Origin of the sequence: Shouchella hunanensis (genome assembly GCF_028735875.1) — a bacterium.
In the GTDB taxonomy this organism is placed as follows: Bacteria; Bacillota; Bacilli; order Bacillales; family Bacillaceae_D; genus Shouchella; species Shouchella hunanensis.
Genome location: NZ_CP117834.1, coordinates 494,916 through 513,716 on the forward strand (window position 1 = coordinate 494,916; position 18,801 = coordinate 513,716).

At 40.3% G+C, this 18,801-nt stretch carries 22 protein-coding genes and 1 pseudogene; 1 reads left to right on the plus strand and 22 read right to left on the minus strand.

The window, feature by feature from the left end; all coding sequences use genetic code 11:
* Positions 1–37: 37 nt before the first annotated feature.
* From PQ477_RS02695 to rpoN, 3 genes are all read right to left on the minus strand, one after another.
* Complete coding sequence (locus tag PQ477_RS02695; protein WP_349775495.1) at positions 38–1,087, minus strand: sugar-binding transcriptional regulator; 1,050 nt, start codon at positions 1,085–1,087, stop codon at positions 38–40.
* Positions 1,088–1,186: 99 nt separating this feature from the next.
* Positions 1,187–1,435 carry a glutaredoxin family protein gene (locus PQ477_RS02700; RefSeq protein WP_035394600.1) on the minus strand — a complete coding sequence of 83 codons (249 nt, stop codon included), beginning with the start codon at positions 1,433–1,435 and terminating at the stop codon, positions 1,187–1,189.
* Positions 1,435–2,751 (minus strand): RNA polymerase factor sigma-54, encoded by a 1,317-nt coding sequence (gene rpoN / locus PQ477_RS02705; protein ID WP_274272918.1) that lies wholly within the window; start codon positions 2,749–2,751, stop codon positions 1,435–1,437. Before rpoN ends, PQ477_RS02700 begins: the two co-directional genes overlap by 1 nt.
* Before the next feature lie 250 nt (positions 2,752–3,001).
* On the opposite strand from rpoN, the pseudogene clpP reads away from it, so the two are divergent.
* Positions 3,002–3,595, plus strand: a pseudogene (gene clpP, locus PQ477_RS02710) (ATP-dependent Clp endopeptidase proteolytic subunit ClpP); the annotation flags it as partial.
* A gap of 42 nt (positions 3,596–3,637) precedes the next feature.
* Here the strand turns inward: clpP and PQ477_RS02715 are convergent.
* The 19 genes from PQ477_RS02715 to PQ477_RS02805 form a co-directional block, all read right to left on the minus strand.
* Positions 3,638–3,997, minus strand: a complete 360-nt coding sequence (locus PQ477_RS02715) for a DUF4870 domain-containing protein (RefSeq protein ID WP_035394603.1) — start codon at positions 3,995–3,997, stop codon at positions 3,638–3,640.
* An 80-nt stretch (positions 3,998–4,077) separates the two neighbouring features.
* Complete coding sequence (locus tag PQ477_RS02720) at positions 4,078–4,335, minus strand: HPr family phosphocarrier protein (RefSeq protein ID WP_035394605.1); 258 nt, start codon at positions 4,333–4,335, stop codon at positions 4,078–4,080.
* A 31-nt stretch (positions 4,336–4,366) separates the two neighbouring features.
* Positions 4,367–5,317: a DNA-binding protein WhiA gene (whiA, locus tag PQ477_RS02725; RefSeq protein WP_035394608.1), complete on the minus strand. Its 951-nt coding sequence runs from the start codon at positions 5,315–5,317 to the stop codon at positions 4,367–4,369.
* 49 nt (positions 5,318–5,366) lie between these two features.
* Positions 5,367–6,320, minus strand: a complete 954-nt coding sequence (locus tag PQ477_RS02730) for a gluconeogenesis factor YvcK family protein (RefSeq protein WP_144559440.1) — start codon at positions 6,318–6,320, stop codon at positions 5,367–5,369.
* Entirely contained in the window at positions 6,317–7,207 is an 891-nt protein-coding gene (gene rapZ / locus PQ477_RS02735; RefSeq protein ID WP_144559441.1) for an RNase adapter RapZ, read from the minus strand. Before rapZ ends, PQ477_RS02730 begins: the two co-directional genes overlap by 4 nt.
* Positions 7,208–7,220: 13 nt before the next feature.
* A complete protein-coding gene (locus PQ477_RS02740) occupies positions 7,221–7,694 on the minus strand; it encodes an NUDIX hydrolase (RefSeq protein WP_081762100.1) in 474 nt (157 codons plus the stop codon).
* A gap of 207 nt (positions 7,695–7,901) precedes the next feature.
* Entirely contained in the window at positions 7,902–8,855 is a 954-nt protein-coding gene (gene trxB / locus PQ477_RS02745) for a thioredoxin-disulfide reductase (protein ID WP_035394612.1), read from the minus strand.
* A 110-nt stretch (positions 8,856–8,965) separates the two neighbouring features.
* A complete protein-coding gene (locus PQ477_RS02750; RefSeq protein ID WP_274272919.1) occupies positions 8,966–10,045 on the minus strand; it encodes a tetratricopeptide repeat protein in 1,080 nt (359 codons plus the stop codon).
* Between the two features lie 131 nt (positions 10,046–10,176).
* Positions 10,177–10,791 (minus strand): bifunctional phosphoribosyl-AMP cyclohydrolase/phosphoribosyl-ATP diphosphatase HisIE, encoded by a 615-nt coding sequence (hisIE, locus tag PQ477_RS02755; protein WP_144559443.1) that lies wholly within the window; start codon positions 10,789–10,791, stop codon positions 10,177–10,179.
* Complete coding sequence (hisF, locus tag PQ477_RS02760) at positions 10,788–11,546, minus strand: imidazole glycerol phosphate synthase subunit HisF (RefSeq protein WP_274272920.1); 759 nt, start codon at positions 11,544–11,546, stop codon at positions 10,788–10,790. The genes hisIE and hisF overlap by 4 nt, the downstream gene beginning before the upstream one ends.
* Entirely contained in the window at positions 11,536–12,276 is a 741-nt protein-coding gene (gene hisA / locus PQ477_RS02765; protein ID WP_144559444.1) for a 1-(5-phosphoribosyl)-5-[(5-phosphoribosylamino)methylideneamino]imidazole-4-carboxamide isomerase, read from the minus strand. The genes hisF and hisA overlap by 11 nt, the downstream gene beginning before the upstream one ends.
* The gene (gene hisH / locus PQ477_RS02770; RefSeq protein ID WP_274272921.1) at positions 12,277–12,909 is read right to left on the minus strand and encodes an imidazole glycerol phosphate synthase subunit HisH; all 633 of its coding nucleotides are present in this window, start codon (positions 12,907–12,909) and stop codon (positions 12,277–12,279) included.
* Complete coding sequence (hisB, locus tag PQ477_RS02775) at positions 12,909–13,496, minus strand: imidazoleglycerol-phosphate dehydratase HisB (RefSeq protein WP_144559446.1); 588 nt, start codon at positions 13,494–13,496, stop codon at positions 12,909–12,911. Before hisB ends, hisH begins: the two co-directional genes overlap by 1 nt.
* On the minus strand, positions 13,493–14,776 hold the full coding sequence (gene hisD / locus PQ477_RS02780) for a histidinol dehydrogenase (protein ID WP_144559447.1): 1,284 nt from the start codon (positions 14,774–14,776) through the stop codon (positions 13,493–13,495). Before hisD ends, hisB begins: the two co-directional genes overlap by 4 nt.
* An 11-nt stretch (positions 14,777–14,787) precedes the next feature.
* Positions 14,788–15,408 (minus strand): ATP phosphoribosyltransferase, encoded by a 621-nt coding sequence (hisG, locus tag PQ477_RS02785; protein WP_035394618.1) that lies wholly within the window; start codon positions 15,406–15,408, stop codon positions 14,788–14,790.
* 4 nt (positions 15,409–15,412) lie between these two features.
* On the minus strand, positions 15,413–16,573 hold the full coding sequence (locus tag PQ477_RS02790; RefSeq protein ID WP_035394620.1) for an ATP phosphoribosyltransferase regulatory subunit: 1,161 nt from the start codon (positions 16,571–16,573) through the stop codon (positions 15,413–15,415).
* Between the two features lie 132 nt (positions 16,574–16,705).
* Positions 16,706–17,203: an acyltransferase gene (locus PQ477_RS02795; protein ID WP_144559448.1), complete on the minus strand. Its 498-nt coding sequence runs from the start codon at positions 17,201–17,203 to the stop codon at positions 16,706–16,708.
* Complete coding sequence (gene ppaX, locus PQ477_RS02800) at positions 17,200–17,841, minus strand: pyrophosphatase PpaX (protein WP_035394622.1); 642 nt, start codon at positions 17,839–17,841, stop codon at positions 17,200–17,202. The genes PQ477_RS02795 and ppaX overlap by 4 nt, the downstream gene beginning before the upstream one ends.
* Positions 17,831–18,787 (minus strand): nucleoside recognition domain-containing protein, encoded by a 957-nt coding sequence (locus PQ477_RS02805; RefSeq protein WP_035394623.1) that lies wholly within the window; start codon positions 18,785–18,787, stop codon positions 17,831–17,833. The genes ppaX and PQ477_RS02805 overlap by 11 nt, the downstream gene beginning before the upstream one ends.
* Positions 18,788–18,801: the final 14 nt, after the last annotated feature.

Here is an 18,801-nt window from a genome sequence, read left to right on the forward strand (position 1 = left end):
CCTCCTAGTCATTTATGAAAAAGGGAATCCCTTTTTTTCAAGCTTTGTGTTGCAAAAGTTCCTTAGCAGCTGCTTCATCAGTAACAAGAACATCACTCGGTCGATGCTTCATAAATGCATGAATCGCATTCGCCTTTGACTTGCCACCAGCAACGGATATGACATGTTTCCCTTCTAACTCGTTCAGCTGAAGACCGATTGTTCGCTGTTTATAGATGATTTTCCCAGCAGCATCAAAGTAGTAGCCAAATGCTTCTGCTACCGCTTCTTCCCGCTCAAGCGTTTCAATAAACAGGTCTTTTGAATGACGTCTTGTAGCCATTCGTTGTGCATCACCAATACCGTGTATAACAACCGCTGAAGATTTAATCACTTCTAGAATATCCTTTACGGTTGGTTCTAATACAAGAGAATGGTACGCATCTTCACTTAGCTGATCTGGAACATGTAACAATCGATAGGCTGCACCAGTTCTTCTGGCAAATTCAGCGCTAATCGTGTTTGCTTGTATTTCCACTTTCTCACCAAGCCCACCTCTAGCAGGAACAAAGATCGTAGAAGCAAGGGTTTCATTTCGCTCTGCCATGTTCGCTACCGCAGCAAGAGTTGTGCCGCCCATAACAGCAAGTACATCATTTGCCTTTGCAATAGCTTGTATTTCTTTCATACAGGCTCTACCAAGCTCTTGTTTCACCCATTCTTCTTCATCACTATTTCCAGCTACAACAATGACAGTTGCAACGCCAAGATGAGCGGATAACCGATCTCCCAACTGACTTAAACCAAGTAATTCAGAAACGACTTCCTCTAATTCAAGAAAAACCGCTTCTCCGTGAGTGGTTAGTGTCATACCAGCTGTACTAAGGTCAATCAGCCCTTGGTCTCTCAAGAAAGTGACCTCACCTCTTACAATTCGCTCTGACAGCTGCATGTTTGTCGCTAATCCACGTCTCCCGATCGGCTGCATTAACCGAATGGATTGCAAGAATCGATATCGTTTTAACATCGTCTGCATGAGATCAGGTACTAGATGTTGCTGTAATTTTAGTAACGAACGAATGAAATCACCTCCAACACCGGGACGCATTCAGTCCACCTGTGACATATTATGTCCCGACAAGGGTAAAAAAATATCACTTACGCTTGTATTTTAACAAGGAAGTGATAATTAAACAAGTTAAAGCACTTATTTTTCTTTTTCTATTTGTTTAAAACTCTCTTCTAGTTCATCTGCACTTAGTTGACCAAACCCGAGCTCATGGCTTTCATAATAGACAACCGGAATCATTAGATGAAACTTTTCCAATAACGTGTCATCTGAATAAATATCGACCTTTCTAATGGAAAGCTCATATTCCTTAGCAAAAGTTTCTACTTCTCGGTACCCTTTGTCACATAGGGGACAATGTTCTTTTGTGTAAAACGTTACTATCATTAGCCAATCCTTTCGTGATCGTCGTATCGCTTTCGTTTCACAGACGATAAAATGCCAAGTTCATCCCGATATTTTGCTATTACCCTTCTCGAAAGCGAAATCCCTTCATTGGTTTTTAGCAATTCAACAATTTGTTGATCAGACAATGGCTTTTCTTTGTTCTCTATTTCAATCATTTGTTTGAGCAAAGACTTTACAGATGAATTCGAAATGCTTTCATTTATCGCTGAAGCACGTGCAGAAAATAATGATTTTAATTCAATTAAACCACGTGGAGTCTGTGCATATTTATTTGCCGTTGCTCGACTTACAGTTGATTCATGAATATCAAGCTCAGTAGCAATCATTTGTAAGGTCATTGGCTGTAGCTGGCCTTGCTTCGACATAAAATAAGGCGCTTGAATGTAACTAATGACTTCGGCTACTTGCAAGATTGTCTTCTCTCGTTGTTTCAAACTCGTTAATAACCATTCGATTTGTTGTTCTTTCTCATTACAATAACGTCGTGTTTGTTGATCAAGCTGGAGAAGCTCTTTGTATTCGTTATTTACTTCAATAGTTGGCACAATCGTTGAACTTGTTGACACAAGAATTTCACCATTAAATAGTGTAAAGTGAACGTCAGGTTCTATATAAACAGTCGGTTCAGTATAAAACGATATTCCTGGCCGAGGTTGGAGCGTTCGGATCACATCATAAATTTCCTGAATATCAAGCATTGCAACTCGATACGTTTTAGACAGCTCTTTCCACTTTCTCGCTGCTAGCTTCTCTAAGTCGTTCAGTATAATGGCTTTAGTGACTGGATGATCTAGCCCCTGTCTTATCACTTGCAAATATAAGCACTCCGCTAATGAAAAGGCTCCTACCCCAGCGGGCTCTAATGATTGTAGTATTTGAATTCCCTCTTGCAGTTCTTCTTCTGAACACTCTAACCAGTCACAATAAAAAGCGAGCGATTCCGGGAAATAACCATCTTCATTCAAGCTTTCAATCAAAAAAGCAAGTCGCTTTTTTTGTCTGGTTGTTAGCGACAGATCAACAAGCTGTTGTCTCACATACTCTTTTAACGTACCGTTTACATTCGGTGTATTTTCTAATGCTTTATGTTTTTCATCACTTTTCCTGTTAATTAGTTTAGGATGATTGTCTTTCTGATTCGTTTTCTTCAACTCTAATAATGGATTTTCTAATGCTAATTCCTCTAAATAAGAGCGAACATCTAACGTTGAATATTGTAATAAGTGGATGGCTTGCCGCAGTTCATGGGTCATGATTAAGCTTATTGTTTGTTTTTGAAAAAGACCTAGCTCCATATCTGATCTCCTCCTCCAATTATCATATCATAAAATCATTGCTTTTTTGTTGTAAACGCTTACTTTTTTACTTCTTTTTTCTTTAGGTTTATAACCGCTTTAATTAGGCTATGATGAAAGCAGACTAAATACTTTGTTTCCACCACTCTTTACATACGTCAAACAATTAATTTGACCTTAATTGACCATTAGGTTAAAATGGACTTAGAGTAGTGAAGTACTACTATACTATGACGAAAACGAGGAGGAATCACACGTGAACTTAATTCCTACTGTAATTGAACAAACAAACCGCGGTGAACGAGCATACGATATTTATTCTCGCCTTTTGAAAGACAGAATTATTATGCTTGGTAGCGCTATTGATGACAACGTAGCAAATTCAATTGTTGCACAATTACTCTTCCTACAAGCGGAAGACCCTGAGAAAGATATTTCGATTTACATTAACTCTCCTGGTGGCTCCATTACTGCTGGAATGGCGATTTATGATACGATGCAGTTTATCAAACCTGACGTATCCACAATCTGTACAGGAATGGCAGCATCTATGGGTGCATTCCTTCTAACAGCAGGTGCAAAAGGTAAACGAATGGCTCTTCCTAATAGTGAAGTGATGATTCACCAACCACTAGGCGGTATGCAAGGTCAAGCTTCCGATATGGAAATCCATGCAAGAAGAATTATTGAAATGCGCCAGAAGCTTAATGAAATCATGGCTGAACGCACTGGTCAACCGTATGAGCAAATTGCAAAAGATACAGATCGTGATAACTTTATGACGGCTGATCAAGCAAAAGAATACGGTTTGATTGATAAAGTATTCGAAACGAACAAAAAATAACAACAAAAAAACTCAATTATTGCTTAGCAATAATTGAGTTTTTTATGGTTTGAAGAATTGAATGCTTAGCGGTATGACATAGTATTCACCATAGTAACTCTTAACTGCAGCAACGATGGTAAATATAATTCCCAATAACCAAACGATTGGTACAATGATAAAGCCAATTACTACGAAAATGAGAATACTACCGATAAGTGAATAGATCGTGTACGAAAGAAAGAAGTTAAAATATTGTTTGCCGTGAAAGTCAACAAAGTCCGATTCTCTTTTTAACAAGAGCCATATAAGTAATGGCGCAAGTATCGGTGCAAAAAAACTCAAGACATAAAGTAACGTAACCGCCACTTTTCCATCCGGCTCTTTCTCTTCTCGATAATCAATAATATCGTTATCACGCATATGCTCAACCCCTTTTGATTGTATACGAACCACCACTTTCTTCGGTTTCAAAAAGAACATAGTCTAAAAAGGATGTTCGATCAATCTTCGTTCTGAACATACTCAACAAGAGCATCTAACGCTTCGTCTTCATCATGCCCTTCCGTTACAATGGTAATAACGGTTCCCTTTCCAAGAGCAAGACTCATTAACCCCATAATGCTTTTTGCATTAACTTTAGAATGATCTTTGACAATATAAACATCTGCTGCAAAGCGATTTGCCTCTTGTACAAAAAGTGCTGCTGGACGTGCTTGCAAGCCCGTTTTCAACTCAATTGTTACTTCTTTTTGCGCCATAATTCTTCTCCTTTATACTTAATAGTTACCTTTATTTCTGATTATACGTACCGTTTCTAAGCTTGTCTGCAAATTCATCAATTTTTCGCAAACGATGATTGACTCCAGACTTGCTCACCTTACCACCCTCAACCATTTCACCAAGTTCCTTTAATGTTACATCTTGGTGGGTCACTCGTAGCTTTGCAATTTCTTGTAATTTGGGTGGAAGCTGATCCAAACCAATTTCTTTTTCAATGAAGCGAATATTTTCGACCTGGCGAAGGGCAGCACCAACCGTTTTATTCAAGTTTGCTGTTTCGCAATTTACAAGTCGATTCACTGAGTTTCGCATATCTTTTAAGATGCGTACGTCTTCAAAATAAAGCAAAGCTTGATGTGCACCAATGATGTTCAGGAATTCCGTAATTTTCTCGCTTTCCTTTAGATACGTAATAAACCCTTTTTTCCTCTCAAGTGTCTTGGCTGATAAGGAAAATTCGTTCATTAATTCACATACTGCTTGATTGTGCTCTTCATAGAGAGAGAATATCTCAAGATGATAAGAAGAGGTTTCAGGATGGTTAATGGACCCCCCTGCCAAAAACGCCCCTCTTAAATAGGCTCGTTTACAACACGCATTTTGCACAATAGAGGGGGAAATTGTACGTATAAATTCAAATGGTTCTTTTAAAATGTGTAAGTCCCCTAAAAGTTCTCGCGCTTCTTTTGTAATACGTACAAGATAAACATTGTTTTTCTTTAGCCTCATTTTTTTTCTGACAAGTAATTCAATGTGTATATGAGGATACAATCGTTTGATTAATGTATACATCCTTCTTGCGATTGCTGCATTTTCCGTTGTAACATCTAGGCTGATCTGCTGATTTGCTAACGATAACGAGCCATTCATGCGAATCAACGCAGAAAGTTCAGCTCTAGCACAGCAGGACTGCACGTCAAGCTGTGTTAACTCCTTTTTGGCGCTTGCTGCAAAAGACACGCCCGACCACCCTTTCTAACTGAACAGATCCAACACGCGTTCTTACTCTTTATTTTTCTATATCCAATAAACTCAATAATGCTTCAGACACTCTCTTTGCATCGTGCCTAAGCTTATAATCTGATTCTACCACAAACTGATCTTTTATAACCGAAACTCCTAATTCTTTTAACTTCGTCTCGTCAATGACGACTTGCTCAGCTTTCTCCATGCGATAACGGGAAAGTGCCGTTTCTGTCAACTGCTGATGATTGACTAACACATGTTGCACAATTTGGCTTTGACAATGGGTAAGAATGGCTTGAACATGATCCGAGACCGCATAATGATCCGTTTCTCCAGCTTGCGTCATGACATTACAAATATAAGCTCTTTTTGCCTTCGAAGTCATAATGGCTTCAACAATACCAGGTACTAACAAATTCGGCAAAATACTCGTATAAAGAGAACCAGGTCCTAAAACAATTAAGTCTGCTGTTTTTAATGCATGTAACGTCTCTGATAATGGAGAGATGTCCTTTGGTGTTAAATAAACACGCTTAATTTTCTTTTCTGCAAGGGGAATTTTTGATTCACCACTCACATGAGTACCGTCTTCCATTTCAGCATGTAAAATAATGCTTTTATTCGCCGCAGGTAATACACTTCCCCGAACATTTAAGACTCGACTCAATGTAGCGATCCCTTTCTGAAAGTCACCAGTGATAGACGTCATTCCTGCCAACAATAAGTTTCCAAGGGAGTGGCCATTTAATCCGTCGCCACTCGCGAATCGATGTTGAAATAACTCTTCCACTAACGGTTCCACTTCTGCCAGTGCGACCAAAACATTTCGAACATCTCCCGGAGGTGGAATATCTAATTCTTTTCTTAAAATACCAGAACTTCCACCGTCATCGGCAACAGTTACAATGGCTGTAATATCGACAGGGTATGTCTTTAATCCTTTTAAGATGACAGATAGTCCTGTTCCGCCGCCAATTACGACAACTTTTTTTCTCATAAGGAGTTAGCCTTCCTCTTATCGATGTCTCGATGAGATGCATAGACATTATAGTGTGGGTTGTAATAGTCTGCTAAATATTCTGCAAGTGTCACCGAACGATGCTGACCCCCTGTGCATCCTATCCCTATAACAACCTGACTTTTCCCTTCTCGTTTGTAGTGCGGTAGCGTAAAGTCGAACAAATCCGTTAATTTATCTAAAAATTGCTTCGTTTCTTTCCACTTTAATACGTAAGATGAAACTTCTGATTGAAGACCGGTTTTTGGCCGAAGCTCATCTAAATAGTGAGGGTTAGGTAAAAACCGAACATCAAACACGACATCTGCATCAATCGGAATCCCATATTTGAAACCAAACGAGACAAAGTGAACCGTAAATGCCTCACTAACATTAGAAGAAAAGCGCTCCATTATTTTCGAACGTAGTTGAACAGGCTTTAATTCTGTCGTATCGATAATTTGCTGCGCTCTTCCTTTCATTTCTTCAAGAAGTTCGCGCTCTTTCTTAATCCCTTCTAACGGCAATCCACTCTTAGCTAGCGGGTGAGTCCGCCTTGTCTCTTTATAACGCTGTACAAGCTTTGCATCTTTGGCATCTAAGTACAAAATTTGAATATGAATTCGTTCTGCCGGTTCCTCGCGAAGGGAATCAATCGCTCGAAAGAATTCATCAAAGAACGATTGTCCTCTTAAATCCATCACTAAAGCGACTTTTGTCACTTTATCAACGCCGCCTTCAATTAGCTCAATAAACTTAGGCAACAGTGCCGGAGGAAGGTTATCAACGCAATAATAGCCTAAATCTTCAAAGCTTTGCACAGCTACCGTTTTCCCAGCACCAGACATTCCTGTTATAACGACAACTTCTACATCTGCACTTTTCAACGTCGAGCCCTCCTTACATAAAAGCCGAACTTCTTCTTTCTTTTAATAGGTTATGTGATGTATCATAATAAAACGTGCTATATAACATTCCTTTGCCATGAAAGACGTGATCGAATATAAGCCGGTCGCCTTCAGCCATCGGCAAGGTTTGATATGCTTGATTAGGTTGCCACTGCAACTTCCCTTCAGGAGAATGTTTAAACAGTTGACCTGAAGCTTCGACAGCCTTAAACGTAAACATCATCCACTCATTCTGAATGCTCTCGTCTTCATTAACAATCACCATTGTTGTTACCGCTTGAAGTTCTGGCTGCTTCACAAGAAGACCTGTTTCTTCTTTCAATTCTCTAATTGCTGCTTCTTGAATCGTCTCTGTTGGTTCCATTTTTCCACCTGGAGCGACCCACCAGCCTTTACTTGGCTTTTGCAACAAAAGGCATTGTTCCTCAGAAGTTAAAATACAATTGGTTATCCGTTGCAACTTCATCACCCCACGTTCCTAATTCTATAGTATACAGTTAAATGAGAAAAGCGACAATGATTCTCCCTTCTTCAAAAACGACAAAAAAAGGAGCACGGATTCCATCCGCGCTCATCAAGAAAACTCTATAATAAAAAAGGGGGTCAATTACAATTCTTATTTTAGCACCCCTCTGTTTCAAATAGGTTACAGATACTTTAAAAGAAAATATCTTTATTCTGAGATGACTTTTTTCTGGTCGTCTAAATGCTCAAGGTAATGTTGAACATTTTGCGCGGCTATAGACCCATCACCTGTAGCTGTTACAATTTGGCGAAGTGATTTTTCTCGAACGTCTCCAGCAGCGAATACGCCTGGGATTTTTGTTTCCATTTCTTCGTTCGTTTCAATATAGCCTTCTTCGTTGGTAATAGAAAGGTTTTTAACACTTTCGTTAAGTGGCAACATCCCAATATAGACGAACACACCGTCTGCACTCATAGTAGATGTCTCACCTGTCTCTGTATCTTCCAAGGTAACGCCGCCAACTTTTCCGTCTTTCTCATTAATCTCGGTTACGACTTTATTCCAAACAAATTCGACTTTATCATTGGCAAAAGCGCGATCTTGTAGTATCTTTTGGGCACGAAGTTGATCACGTCGATGCACAATCGTTACTTTTGATGCAAAGCGAGTTAAATAAACGGCTTCTTCTACTGCTGAATCTCCGCCGCCAACAACGATTAACTCTCGCTCTTTAAAGAAAGCCCCATCACAAACAGCACAATACGAGACACCACGACCGCCTAATTCTTGCTCTCCTGGAATACCTAACTTCTTGTATTCTGCACCTGTCGACACAATCACTGCTCGGGCTCTGTATTCTTTTGAACCAGCGATAATTTTTTTCGTATCGCCTTCATCAATAATTTCTTTTATATCTCCATATCCGTACTCTGCACCGAATTTTTTTGCGTGCTCAAACATTTTATTGGATAAATCCGGTCCAAGAATATGGTCAAATCCTGGATAGTTCTCTACTTCCTCTGTATTAGCCATTTGACCACCTGGCATACCTCTTTCAAGCATTAAGGTTTTTAAATTTGCTCTTGATGTATATACAGCAGCTGTCATTCCTGCTGGACCTGCACCTGCTATTATGACATCATAAATTGTTTCAGTTGACATGTTTAACACTCCTTACGCGCCAATTCTCTCTCTTATTCATGCGCCTCATCTAAAGAAGATCCACTCTTCTAATAGTCTTTTCTAATTCCGATATCTTATCCGTTTCACTCTTATCCTAGCGGAGTTTCCGACTGATTGTCTACTAACATGCTCAAGCCTGCCTCACGTTCCATCATGGAGAACAAAACGGAGTCGCGTTCTCCACGTTCCATTTTCTCCATACAGGATTTGACTCTTGCATCGCCGACAACAAACGCTGCTTTCATCATATCCATTGCTGACTCAACATTTCCAACATGATAGTCTGCTACAGCAAAGCAATGAAATAGCGATTGCTCTTTTAGCAATGTATGATCTTTTTTGCGTAAAGCTACTTCTTCATAAGCACCAATGTGGCAAAGAACATGAATAAGACGAATTTTGGAGTCATAGTGGATTGGTTTGATTTTTTTTAGGATCTCTCCATACTCGTTCGCTTTCTCTTTATAACCTAGTTGATGATGAAAAACGGCTATATTACAAAGTGCCAGTAAATTGCCTTGATCAGCTTCGAGTATCTCTTCACACTTATCAAAAGCCAATTGCTCCTGTCCCGTCCGAAACAGAGCCTCTGCTAAATGATTTTGGGCTGCCCAATTTTCAGGCTGTATATCAAGAACCTTTTTAAGCAATGGGATAGCCTCTCTTACATTTCCTTCAGTTAAGAGAATCCATGCATTTTCATGGTTATTTAATGACTCTTCTTCCTTCTCTTCTTCATCAAGAGGATCTTCTTCAAACAGCTCAGCTAATTCTTTTGCATCGTCAACAAATGCCCCTTTTGGTTCTAATGCTAAATAACGTGTAACGTGCTTTTCGGCTTGAAAAAAATGGCCAAGAAACACTTCATTATTCGCAATGAAAAAATGACATACTGGATGCTCATCATTGTACGTTTCTAAAATTTGGTACAGCAACTCATTGGAACGTTCATATTCGCCAAGTTCGGTTAATACTGCTGCTAATTGAATTTTAAAAATCGGTTCTGTTTCCGTTAATTTCACAGCTCGCTCAAATAACTTCGCTGCACGGGATAAACGCTTATCGTGAAATGCAGCCAATCCTTTATGAAAGAAATAATCGCCACTTCGATAAAATGGGATGACGACATTTGAATGAATCTTATTACTTGCTTGCTTTTTTCGCATCATCCGTTGTTACCTCCAAGCAAATCTAATCAATGCTCAAGTATACATTATAGCTTAATCCAGCTCTCGTTCCGACTACATTTTTGCTAAAAAAAAGAAAAAAGTCAACGGATCGTTTGACTTTTTTCGAAAATCTAGTCTTTATGACGCTGTTCTAGCGTGTTCATAATAGCTGCTAACGGAATATTTTTTTCTTCTAATAGTACAAGGAGGTGATAGAATAAGTCAGCAACTTCCCAATGCATCTCTGTTTGATCCTCATTCTTCGCTGCAATAATGACTTCGCTTGCCTCTTCGCCAACCTTTTTAAGGATTTTATCAATGCCTTCCGTAAAGAGGTATGTTGTATACGCACCTTCTGGCATTTCTTTTTTCCGATTAGATATCGTTTTTTCAAGAGATTCGAGTATAGCGAATGGATTACTTGTATTCCTATCGTTCTCACTGTCGCCTTTAAAACAACTTACGGCTCCTGTATGGCAAGCAGGGCCTTTCGGGTTAACGAAAAGCAAGACAGCATCTTGGTCACAATCGTAACGGATTTCAATTACTTCCTGCTTGTTGCCAGACGTTGCGCCTTTATTCCATAGTTCTTTTCTAGAACGACTATAAAACCACGATTCTTTCGTCTCTATCGTCAAGTCGAGTGCTTCTTGATTCATGTACGCTAATGTCAACACTTCCTTCGTTTGCGCATCTTGAACAATGGCTGGTACAAGCCCATTTTCGTTGAATTGAACGTTCGTCATCGTACATGCACTCCTTTTTCTTTTAATACCTTTTTCACTGCATCAATCGTTGTTTCTTTATAGTGAAAGATTGATGCTGCCAAAGCCGCATCAACTGTGGCTTTTTGGAAGACATCAACAAAATGCGTAGCTTCTCCTGCTCCTCCTGAAGCAATAATAGGTACATTGACACAATCCGTTAGCTTTTGCAGGAGAGGTACATCAAAGCCCGATTTCTCCCCATCTTTATCCATACTTGTCACAAGCAATTCCCCTGCTCCTAATTGAACTGCTTGCATGGCCCAAGCGTCAGCTGTCCAATCGGTCTCTTTACGACCACCATGAGTATAGACTTTCCAGGTATCCGATATTGAATCAAACTTAGCGTCAATGGCAACAACAATACATTGTGAGCCAAAGAAGCGCGACGCTTCTTCAATAAATTCGGGTCTTATGAGTGCTGCCGTATTTAACGAAACTTTATCTGCACCTGCTTGTAAAATGTTCCGAATGTTTTCGTTTGTATTAATACCGCCACCAACTGTAAATGGAATAGAAATAGACGCTGCTACTTTTTCCACAACATCTAACATGGTTTTTCTACCTTCATGAGATGCCGAGATATCTAAGAAAACAAGTTCGTCCGCACCTTGCTCATCATAATAGTGAGCAAGCTCCACCGGGTCGCCAGCATCTCGTAACGATAGAAATTGTGTTCCTTTAACGACTCGCCCTTCTTTCACATCTAAACATGGGATAATTCGTTTAGTTAGCATTGGTTTCCTCGCCTACTTTCACCGCTTCTTCCAAAGTAAAACGATTGGCGTAAAGTGCTTTACCAACAATGACTCCGGAAACCGTGGTCTGACAAAGTGCTTCTATGTCTTGAAGCTGACTAACGCCACCTGAAGCAATAATTTGTGCGCTCTTCCCAGCTATATTCGCCAGTTTTTCGCAAGCGGCAATGTTCGGTCCTTCTAGCATACCGTCCTTTGAAATGTCTGTATAAATAATCGTTTTCACGCCTGAATCAAGTAGAATTCTTGCTAACTCTTCAGCTTGAACGTTTGATGTTTCAATCCAGCCCTCTGTCGCCACTAACCCATCACGTGCATCTAAGCCAATGACGATTGACTCGCCATATTTTTTTACCATCTCTTTTGTAAAAGCCAAATTATTAACCGCCACGCTACCTAAAATCACTCGTTTTACACCAAGATTTAAATAGTAATCAATATCTTCCTCTGTTCGAATGCCACCACCAACTTGTACAGGAATAGTCAGCTGCGACGCCATTTCCGCTATAAGCGGATTGTTAACAGGCTTTTTCTCTTTTGCTCCATCTAAATCAACAATGTGAACCCATTTGGCACCAGCGTCTTGAAACGATTGAGCTGTTTGTAGCGGTGAGTGGCTATACACCGTGTTTTTTTCATAATCACCTTGCTCTAAGCGAACACACTGTCCATTTAAAATATCGATTGCTGGATAAATCGTCATTCCCATTCAGTCCACTCCCTTTTCTGCCAGTTCCCCAAATCGTTTTAGTAATGCCGTACCAACTTGTCCACTTTTTTCGGGATGAAATTGCATTCCGAAAACGAGGTCTTTCTCTACAATTGCAGGCACATCGCACCCGTAATCTGCTTTTGCTGCCATGAGCTCATCAGGCGCTTCTACCACATATGAATGAACGAAATAAACATAGCCCTCTTCAATGCCTCCTGTGCTTGTTTTTTCATTTAAAAAAGCGAGACGGTTCCACCCCATATGAGGAATTTTTAAAGATGAATGAGCATGGTGTTGTTTTTCAGAAAAATGGATCACATTTCCATTTAAGTAAGCGAGACCTGCTGTTTCTCCATATTCTGTGCTTTTTTCAAATAAGAGCTGCATCCCTAAACAAATACCCAATAGTGGTTTTTGTTGATAAACATGCTGGTCGAGAAACGTGCGTAAACCGGTTGTGTCCAAGTTTTTCATAGCATCAGGAAAGGCACCAACTCCTGGCAAGATAAAAGCATCGCATTCCATTAATTCATCTGGATTACCGCTAATAAGATATGGAAATTGAAGTCGTTCTAATGCTTTTGATACAGAATGAAGGTTGCCCATACCATAATCAATAATGCCAATCATTAGAGCATCCCCTTCGTCGATAAAAGCCCTCTCTGATTTGGATCAATGCTTGCCGCTTCACGGAGGGCTCTCGCACACGCTTTAAAGATGGCTTCAATAATATGGTGGGTATTGTGTCCATAATGAACGATAATGTGTACATTCATTCTTGCTTCTAACGCCAGCTTCCAAAAAAATTCTCGTACTAGCTCTGTATCAAACGTTCCAACTGTTTCACTCGGAAGGTCCACACGATATTCTAAATGAGGGCGATTGCTTAAATCAACTACGACTTGAGCAAGTGCATCATCCATTGGAACAGTTGCTGATCCGTAGCGTCGAATTCCCTCTTTTGAACCGAGTGCATCTTTAAACGCTTCTCCTAAACAGATAGCTATATCTTCGGTTGTATGATGCGCATCTACTTCTATATCCCCCTCAGCTTGGACGTTTAAGTCAAATTGTCCGTGCTTTGCAAATAAATGCAGCATGTGTTCAAGAAACGGAACACCTGTATTTAACTCGATCTGTCCTTCACCATCTAATTGTACGGTTAATTGTATATCTGTTTCACCTGTTTTTCGCTGAATAGATGCTTCTCGACTCATTTCGTCTCCCCCTTTAATCGAACTTCTATCGCTCTTGCATGCGCCTCTAGCCCTTCCATTCGAGCCAACGTCATGATCGCCTGAGCATCCCCTTCAAACGCTGCTTTACTGTATGAAATGACGCTTGTTTTTTTTATAAAATCATCTACGGATAATGGACTTGAAAATCTAGCTGTCCCATTGGTGGGCAAGACGTGGCTTGGCCCTGCCATATAATCCCCAACAACCTCGGCACTATAGGGACCAATAAAAATAGCACCTGCATGCTTTATTTTCCCTAGCATTTCCATCGGGGCGTCTGTCATAATTTCAACGTGTTCACATGCCAAGTCGTTGACTACACCAATGGTCTGTTCAACGGAAGAACAGATGTAAATTTGACCATAGTCCGAAATCGCTTGCCTCGCAATCTCAGAATTCGGGAGTACATTTAGCTGGTTTGCTACTTCTTCCTTAACAGCTTCAGCTAATGAATGTGATGTTGTGACAAGGATCGCTGATGCCATTTCATCGTGTTCAGCTTGGGACAGTAAGTCGGCTGCAATGTATGATGGGTTTGCACCTTCATCAGCTAAGACACAAATTTCACTAGGACCAGCAATCATATCAATATCAACTTCTCCAAAAACTGCTCGCTTTGCTAACGCCACATACTGGTTTCCAGGTCCTGTAATCTTGTCGACTTTGGCAATTGATTCTGTACCATAAGCAAAAGCAGCAATTGCTTGAGCACCACCAACTTTATAGATGGATTGGATACCTAATTCATTTGCAGCAACGAGAACACCTGCGGGAAGATGGCCGAATTGATCTGGTGGGGATGCGACCGCTATCTGTTCAACGCCCGCTACAAGTGCAGGGACTGCATTCATAATGACAGAAGAAGGATACGCAGCTTTACCACCTGGAACATAAAGCCCTACTGCGTCCAGTGGCGTTACCTTTTGACCTAGCAAGGTCCCATCATCTTTTGTTTGCATCCAAGATGTGTTAATTTGCTCTTCATGATAAGTTGTAACGTTTTTAATCGCCTGTTTAATCGCATCGAGCTCTTCATTACGAATTGTTCTATAGGCAGTTTCAATCTCTTCTTTTGTAACGAGGAACGAGGAAACCGTAGCCCCGTCAAATTGCTTCGTTAATTCAACTAACGCTTTGTCTCCGCCTACTTTTACTTGTTCAATAATATCCGCAACGCTTTGAACGACCCGTTCATTCTCTTGTAAGCGAAGATTTTTTTGCACCACAGTTTTTTCTTTTTCTAGACGTATAACCTGCATCCTTTATCCTCCTACACTACAGCTTGTAACTGTTTAATCATTCGCTGAATCTCTTCGCCTTTTAAGCGATAGCTCGAAGCGTTAACAATAAATCGCGAGGTAATTTCTTGGATCTTCTCTAACTCAACTAATCCATTTTCTTTTAGCGTTTGACCAGTTGACACAATATCAACAATGCGATTTGCTAGACCCATTATAGGCGCGAGCTCAATCGATCCATTAAGTTTAATGACTTCCACTTGCTCCCCTTGTTCTTTAAAATATTGAATGGCTAAATTCGGATACTTAGAAGCTACTTTAGGATGCAATTCACCTTTTTGATAATTTGGTAAACTTGCCACTGCTAAATAGCAAGCACTAATGTTTAAATCAAGCATTTCATAAACATCACGCTTTTCTTCAAGCATGACATCCTTCCCGGCAACACCTACATCGGCAACGCCTTGTTCTACATAGGTAGGAACATCCATTGGCTTCGCTAGGACAAAGCGTAAGTTTTCTTCGGGTACATCTATAATTAATTTTCGCGATTCTTCAAAAGTCTCTGGAAGCTGATAGCCTGCAGCACGCAACAATTTTACAGCTTCATCAAAGATCCGACCTTTTGGCATCGCAATCGTTAACGGTCTCATGTGCCTACTCCTCTTCAAAATGAATATACGCCAGCTCTACTTGTTCGTTCACCCAATTTTCTGATAGACCAGCTTGATCTTGTACAATAACAGCTTTACCGCGTTGGCGTAATTCAGCGGCTTTTTTATACGCTTCTTTCCGTCTAGAATGATGATACAACACACACCACTTTTTGTCCGGCTCGTTTTCACTTGAGTACACTTCACTGAGTAAATCAATTCTTAAACCAAATCCCGTTGCCGGAGCCGTACGTCCAAACTTTTTCAATAGTTCATCGTACCGTCCCCCGCCCCCTAAGGCTTGGGCAACATCTTCATGATAGGCTTCAAATACAAAACCAGTATAATAGCTCATATGAAGAACCGTGCTTAAATCAAATTGAACAAACGATTCAAATCCTTCTTCTTGTAATACATCCAAAATGCCTCGCAGTTCGTGAATAGCCTTTTTTCCCTCTTCTGAAGCTACCAACTGTTCTGCTTCGTCCAACACATACGCATTACCTCGCAACTCAAGCAATTGAATTAAGCGATTTTCAATGTCCGAGGGAAGTTCATACGTATAAACCGCTTCGCGAAAACCAACATCATTTTTTTCAAATAAATAACGTTGAAGTTGTTCTGCTTGATCGGCAGGCACCGACTCGTTTAATAACGCTCGGATAAAACCGATGTGACCTAAAACAAGCTGATACCGCTCTAGGCCAATTGTTTGCATCGCTTCTTGAAAAAGAACAAAGACCTCACTGTCACCGCTTGTTGTAGCATCACCAATTAGTTCAACACCAACTTGTTCAAATTCCGCTGGTCTACCTCCCTCTAATTGTTGAGCCCTGTATAAATTGGAATGGTAAGATAAGCGCAGTGGGAACGATTCTCTTTTCATTGTCGAGGAAACAAGACGAGCAATTGGCGCAGTCATATCGGGACGTAATACAAGTGTGTTCCCTGACAAGTCAAAGCATTTAAACAACTGCTGATCTGGGATAGCCGATAGTTTTCCCACTGTTTCAAAATACTCTAATGCAGGAGTCTGAACTTTTTCATATCCCCATTCTCCAATTGTTTGCATTAACTGTGTAGAAATTTTATTTTGTAAATGGTGTTGATGAGGCAATCGATCTCTCATCCCCAAAGGTTTCTCAAATAAAAATAGCTGTGACAAGGAAAACACCTCAAATGCTTTAGTTTGGTAAATCGCTAATGAATTAAAGTTTTTTAATAGTTTACATTTGTTCGCTTAGAAAGTCAACTAGTTCAAGGTTAACAAAAAAGACTTGGATTGATTTCCAAGCCTTTAGTTCTGCTCATTCTGTCTTTTTATCACACGCATCGGACTCCCAGCGACAAATGTATCACTTTCCACATCCTTATGTACAACGGTGCCTGCACCAATTACGGCTCGATCGCCAATAATGACTCCAGGTAGAATGGTACAATTTGCTCCAATCATCACATCGTCACCAATGATGACGTCGCCTAAGCGATATTCTTGGATGAGGTATTCATGCGCAAGGATGGTCGTATTGTATCCAATGATGGTATTTGTGCCAACCTTAATACGCTCTGGAAACATGGCATCTACCATAACCATTAACGCAAAGGCTGTGTAGTCGCCAATCTTCATGTTTAAAAACGTACGATAAAGCCAGTTTTTCACGCGAAATGATGGTGTAATTCGTGCGGTTTGACTAATAATAAAAATTTTTATTACTTTCCCGAAAGATACGGTCTTATAAAGCTGCCAAAGCGAATTCGTTCCAGAAACCGGGTAGCGCTCCGTTCGTCTACTCATCTTTCTTTTACAATCGCAAGAAGATCATCCATGGATCGTATAATATAATCAGGTTCGAATGACTTCAAAAATGCCTCTCCTTTAAGTGCCCAGCCAACACCTACACTTACTGTTCCTGCATTTTTTCCTGCCAAAATGTCATGAGAATTATCCCCAACCATAATCGCTTCTTCCGCTTTAGCATTTAATTGTTCAAGCGCTTTATAGATAGGCTCAGGATTAGGCTTTTCTTTCGTTACATCATCTAGACCTATAATAACATCAAAATACGCATCCAAGCCTGTCAGCTTTAGGCCCATCATCGCAGTTTCTTTTATTTTCGTTGTTACAATGGCAAGCTTGTAGCCTTCATCATGTAATCGTTTAACGCCTTCTTTTACACCAGGGTAGATGGTCACAAGCGAGTCATGATGGTGATGATTATGTGTTCGATAGGTCTCTATATACGTCGCTGCTTTCTCTTTATTTATGGACGAAAACGTTTCTTGAAGAGAAGGACCAATAAATGGGAGGACTGTTTCTCTTGAATACTGACCTGGATAATCTGGCTCAAGTGTATGCAAAAATGATTGGATAATGAGCTCATTTGTATCAATAAGGGTTCCGTCTAAATCAAACAAAATGGTATTAATGGTCATATGCGGTTTCCTTTCTATACGATGATTCTTTTCTTTTTTCTAATCGGGTCCACACTCTTGAAATGACAATAGTTAATAACAAAGCCGTAATAACACGAATGACAAGAAGCGGCCAAACCGGAATACCTAGAACAACAAAAACAAGAGTATCCTCCACAACAGCATGACAAGCGACAAGGAAAATAAACACGATATAAAGATCTTTCTTCTTCACTTTGTCTTCTTTAACGGCATCAATCATGACCCCTGCTCCATAAGCAAGACCGATTGTTAAACCAGAAGCCAAGGTCACCGATGTATTTCGATCGACACCAATTAAGCGCGTTAGAGGAGAAAGCCATTGAGAGATTACTTTTAACCAGCCACGTTCACGCATAATTTGCACGATCAGCATAAGTGGAATGACAACTAACGCTAATTGTGCAACACCCCAAAAAGCAGTCTGTAACCCTACAGCAATCATACCTAGTAGTGTTGTTGGTTCAGCTGTTTGTGTAGCAGAAGCAAGACCGTAAACAGCCTGTTCACTTCCACCATCCCACACTAGATTAATTACAAATGCTGAAAATAGGGCGAGAAAGATTCGAACAGCTACAATCGGAAACACTTTTATTCCAACCTTTGTAGCGACTGCTGATTCCACAATGAGATTGTGCGAAAAAGATAACATAATAGCGAGAATGAATACTTCTTTGATCGTCAAGTCAAGGGAGAGAATGGCGCCAATTCCCGCAAATAAATTCAACACATTTCCGATAACTAACGGAATAGCAGCTTCGCCTGGTAAGCCAATTACATTCATAATAGGCGCAATGCCTGAAGCGATCCAACCGAGCACCGGCGTGTAGCCGAGCAGCGTGACAAACAATGTAATGGGAAAAATAATTTTGCCTAACGTCCATGTTGTCTGTAAACCTGATAACAGTCCTCGTTTCACCACTCCCATGGTATCCCTTCTTT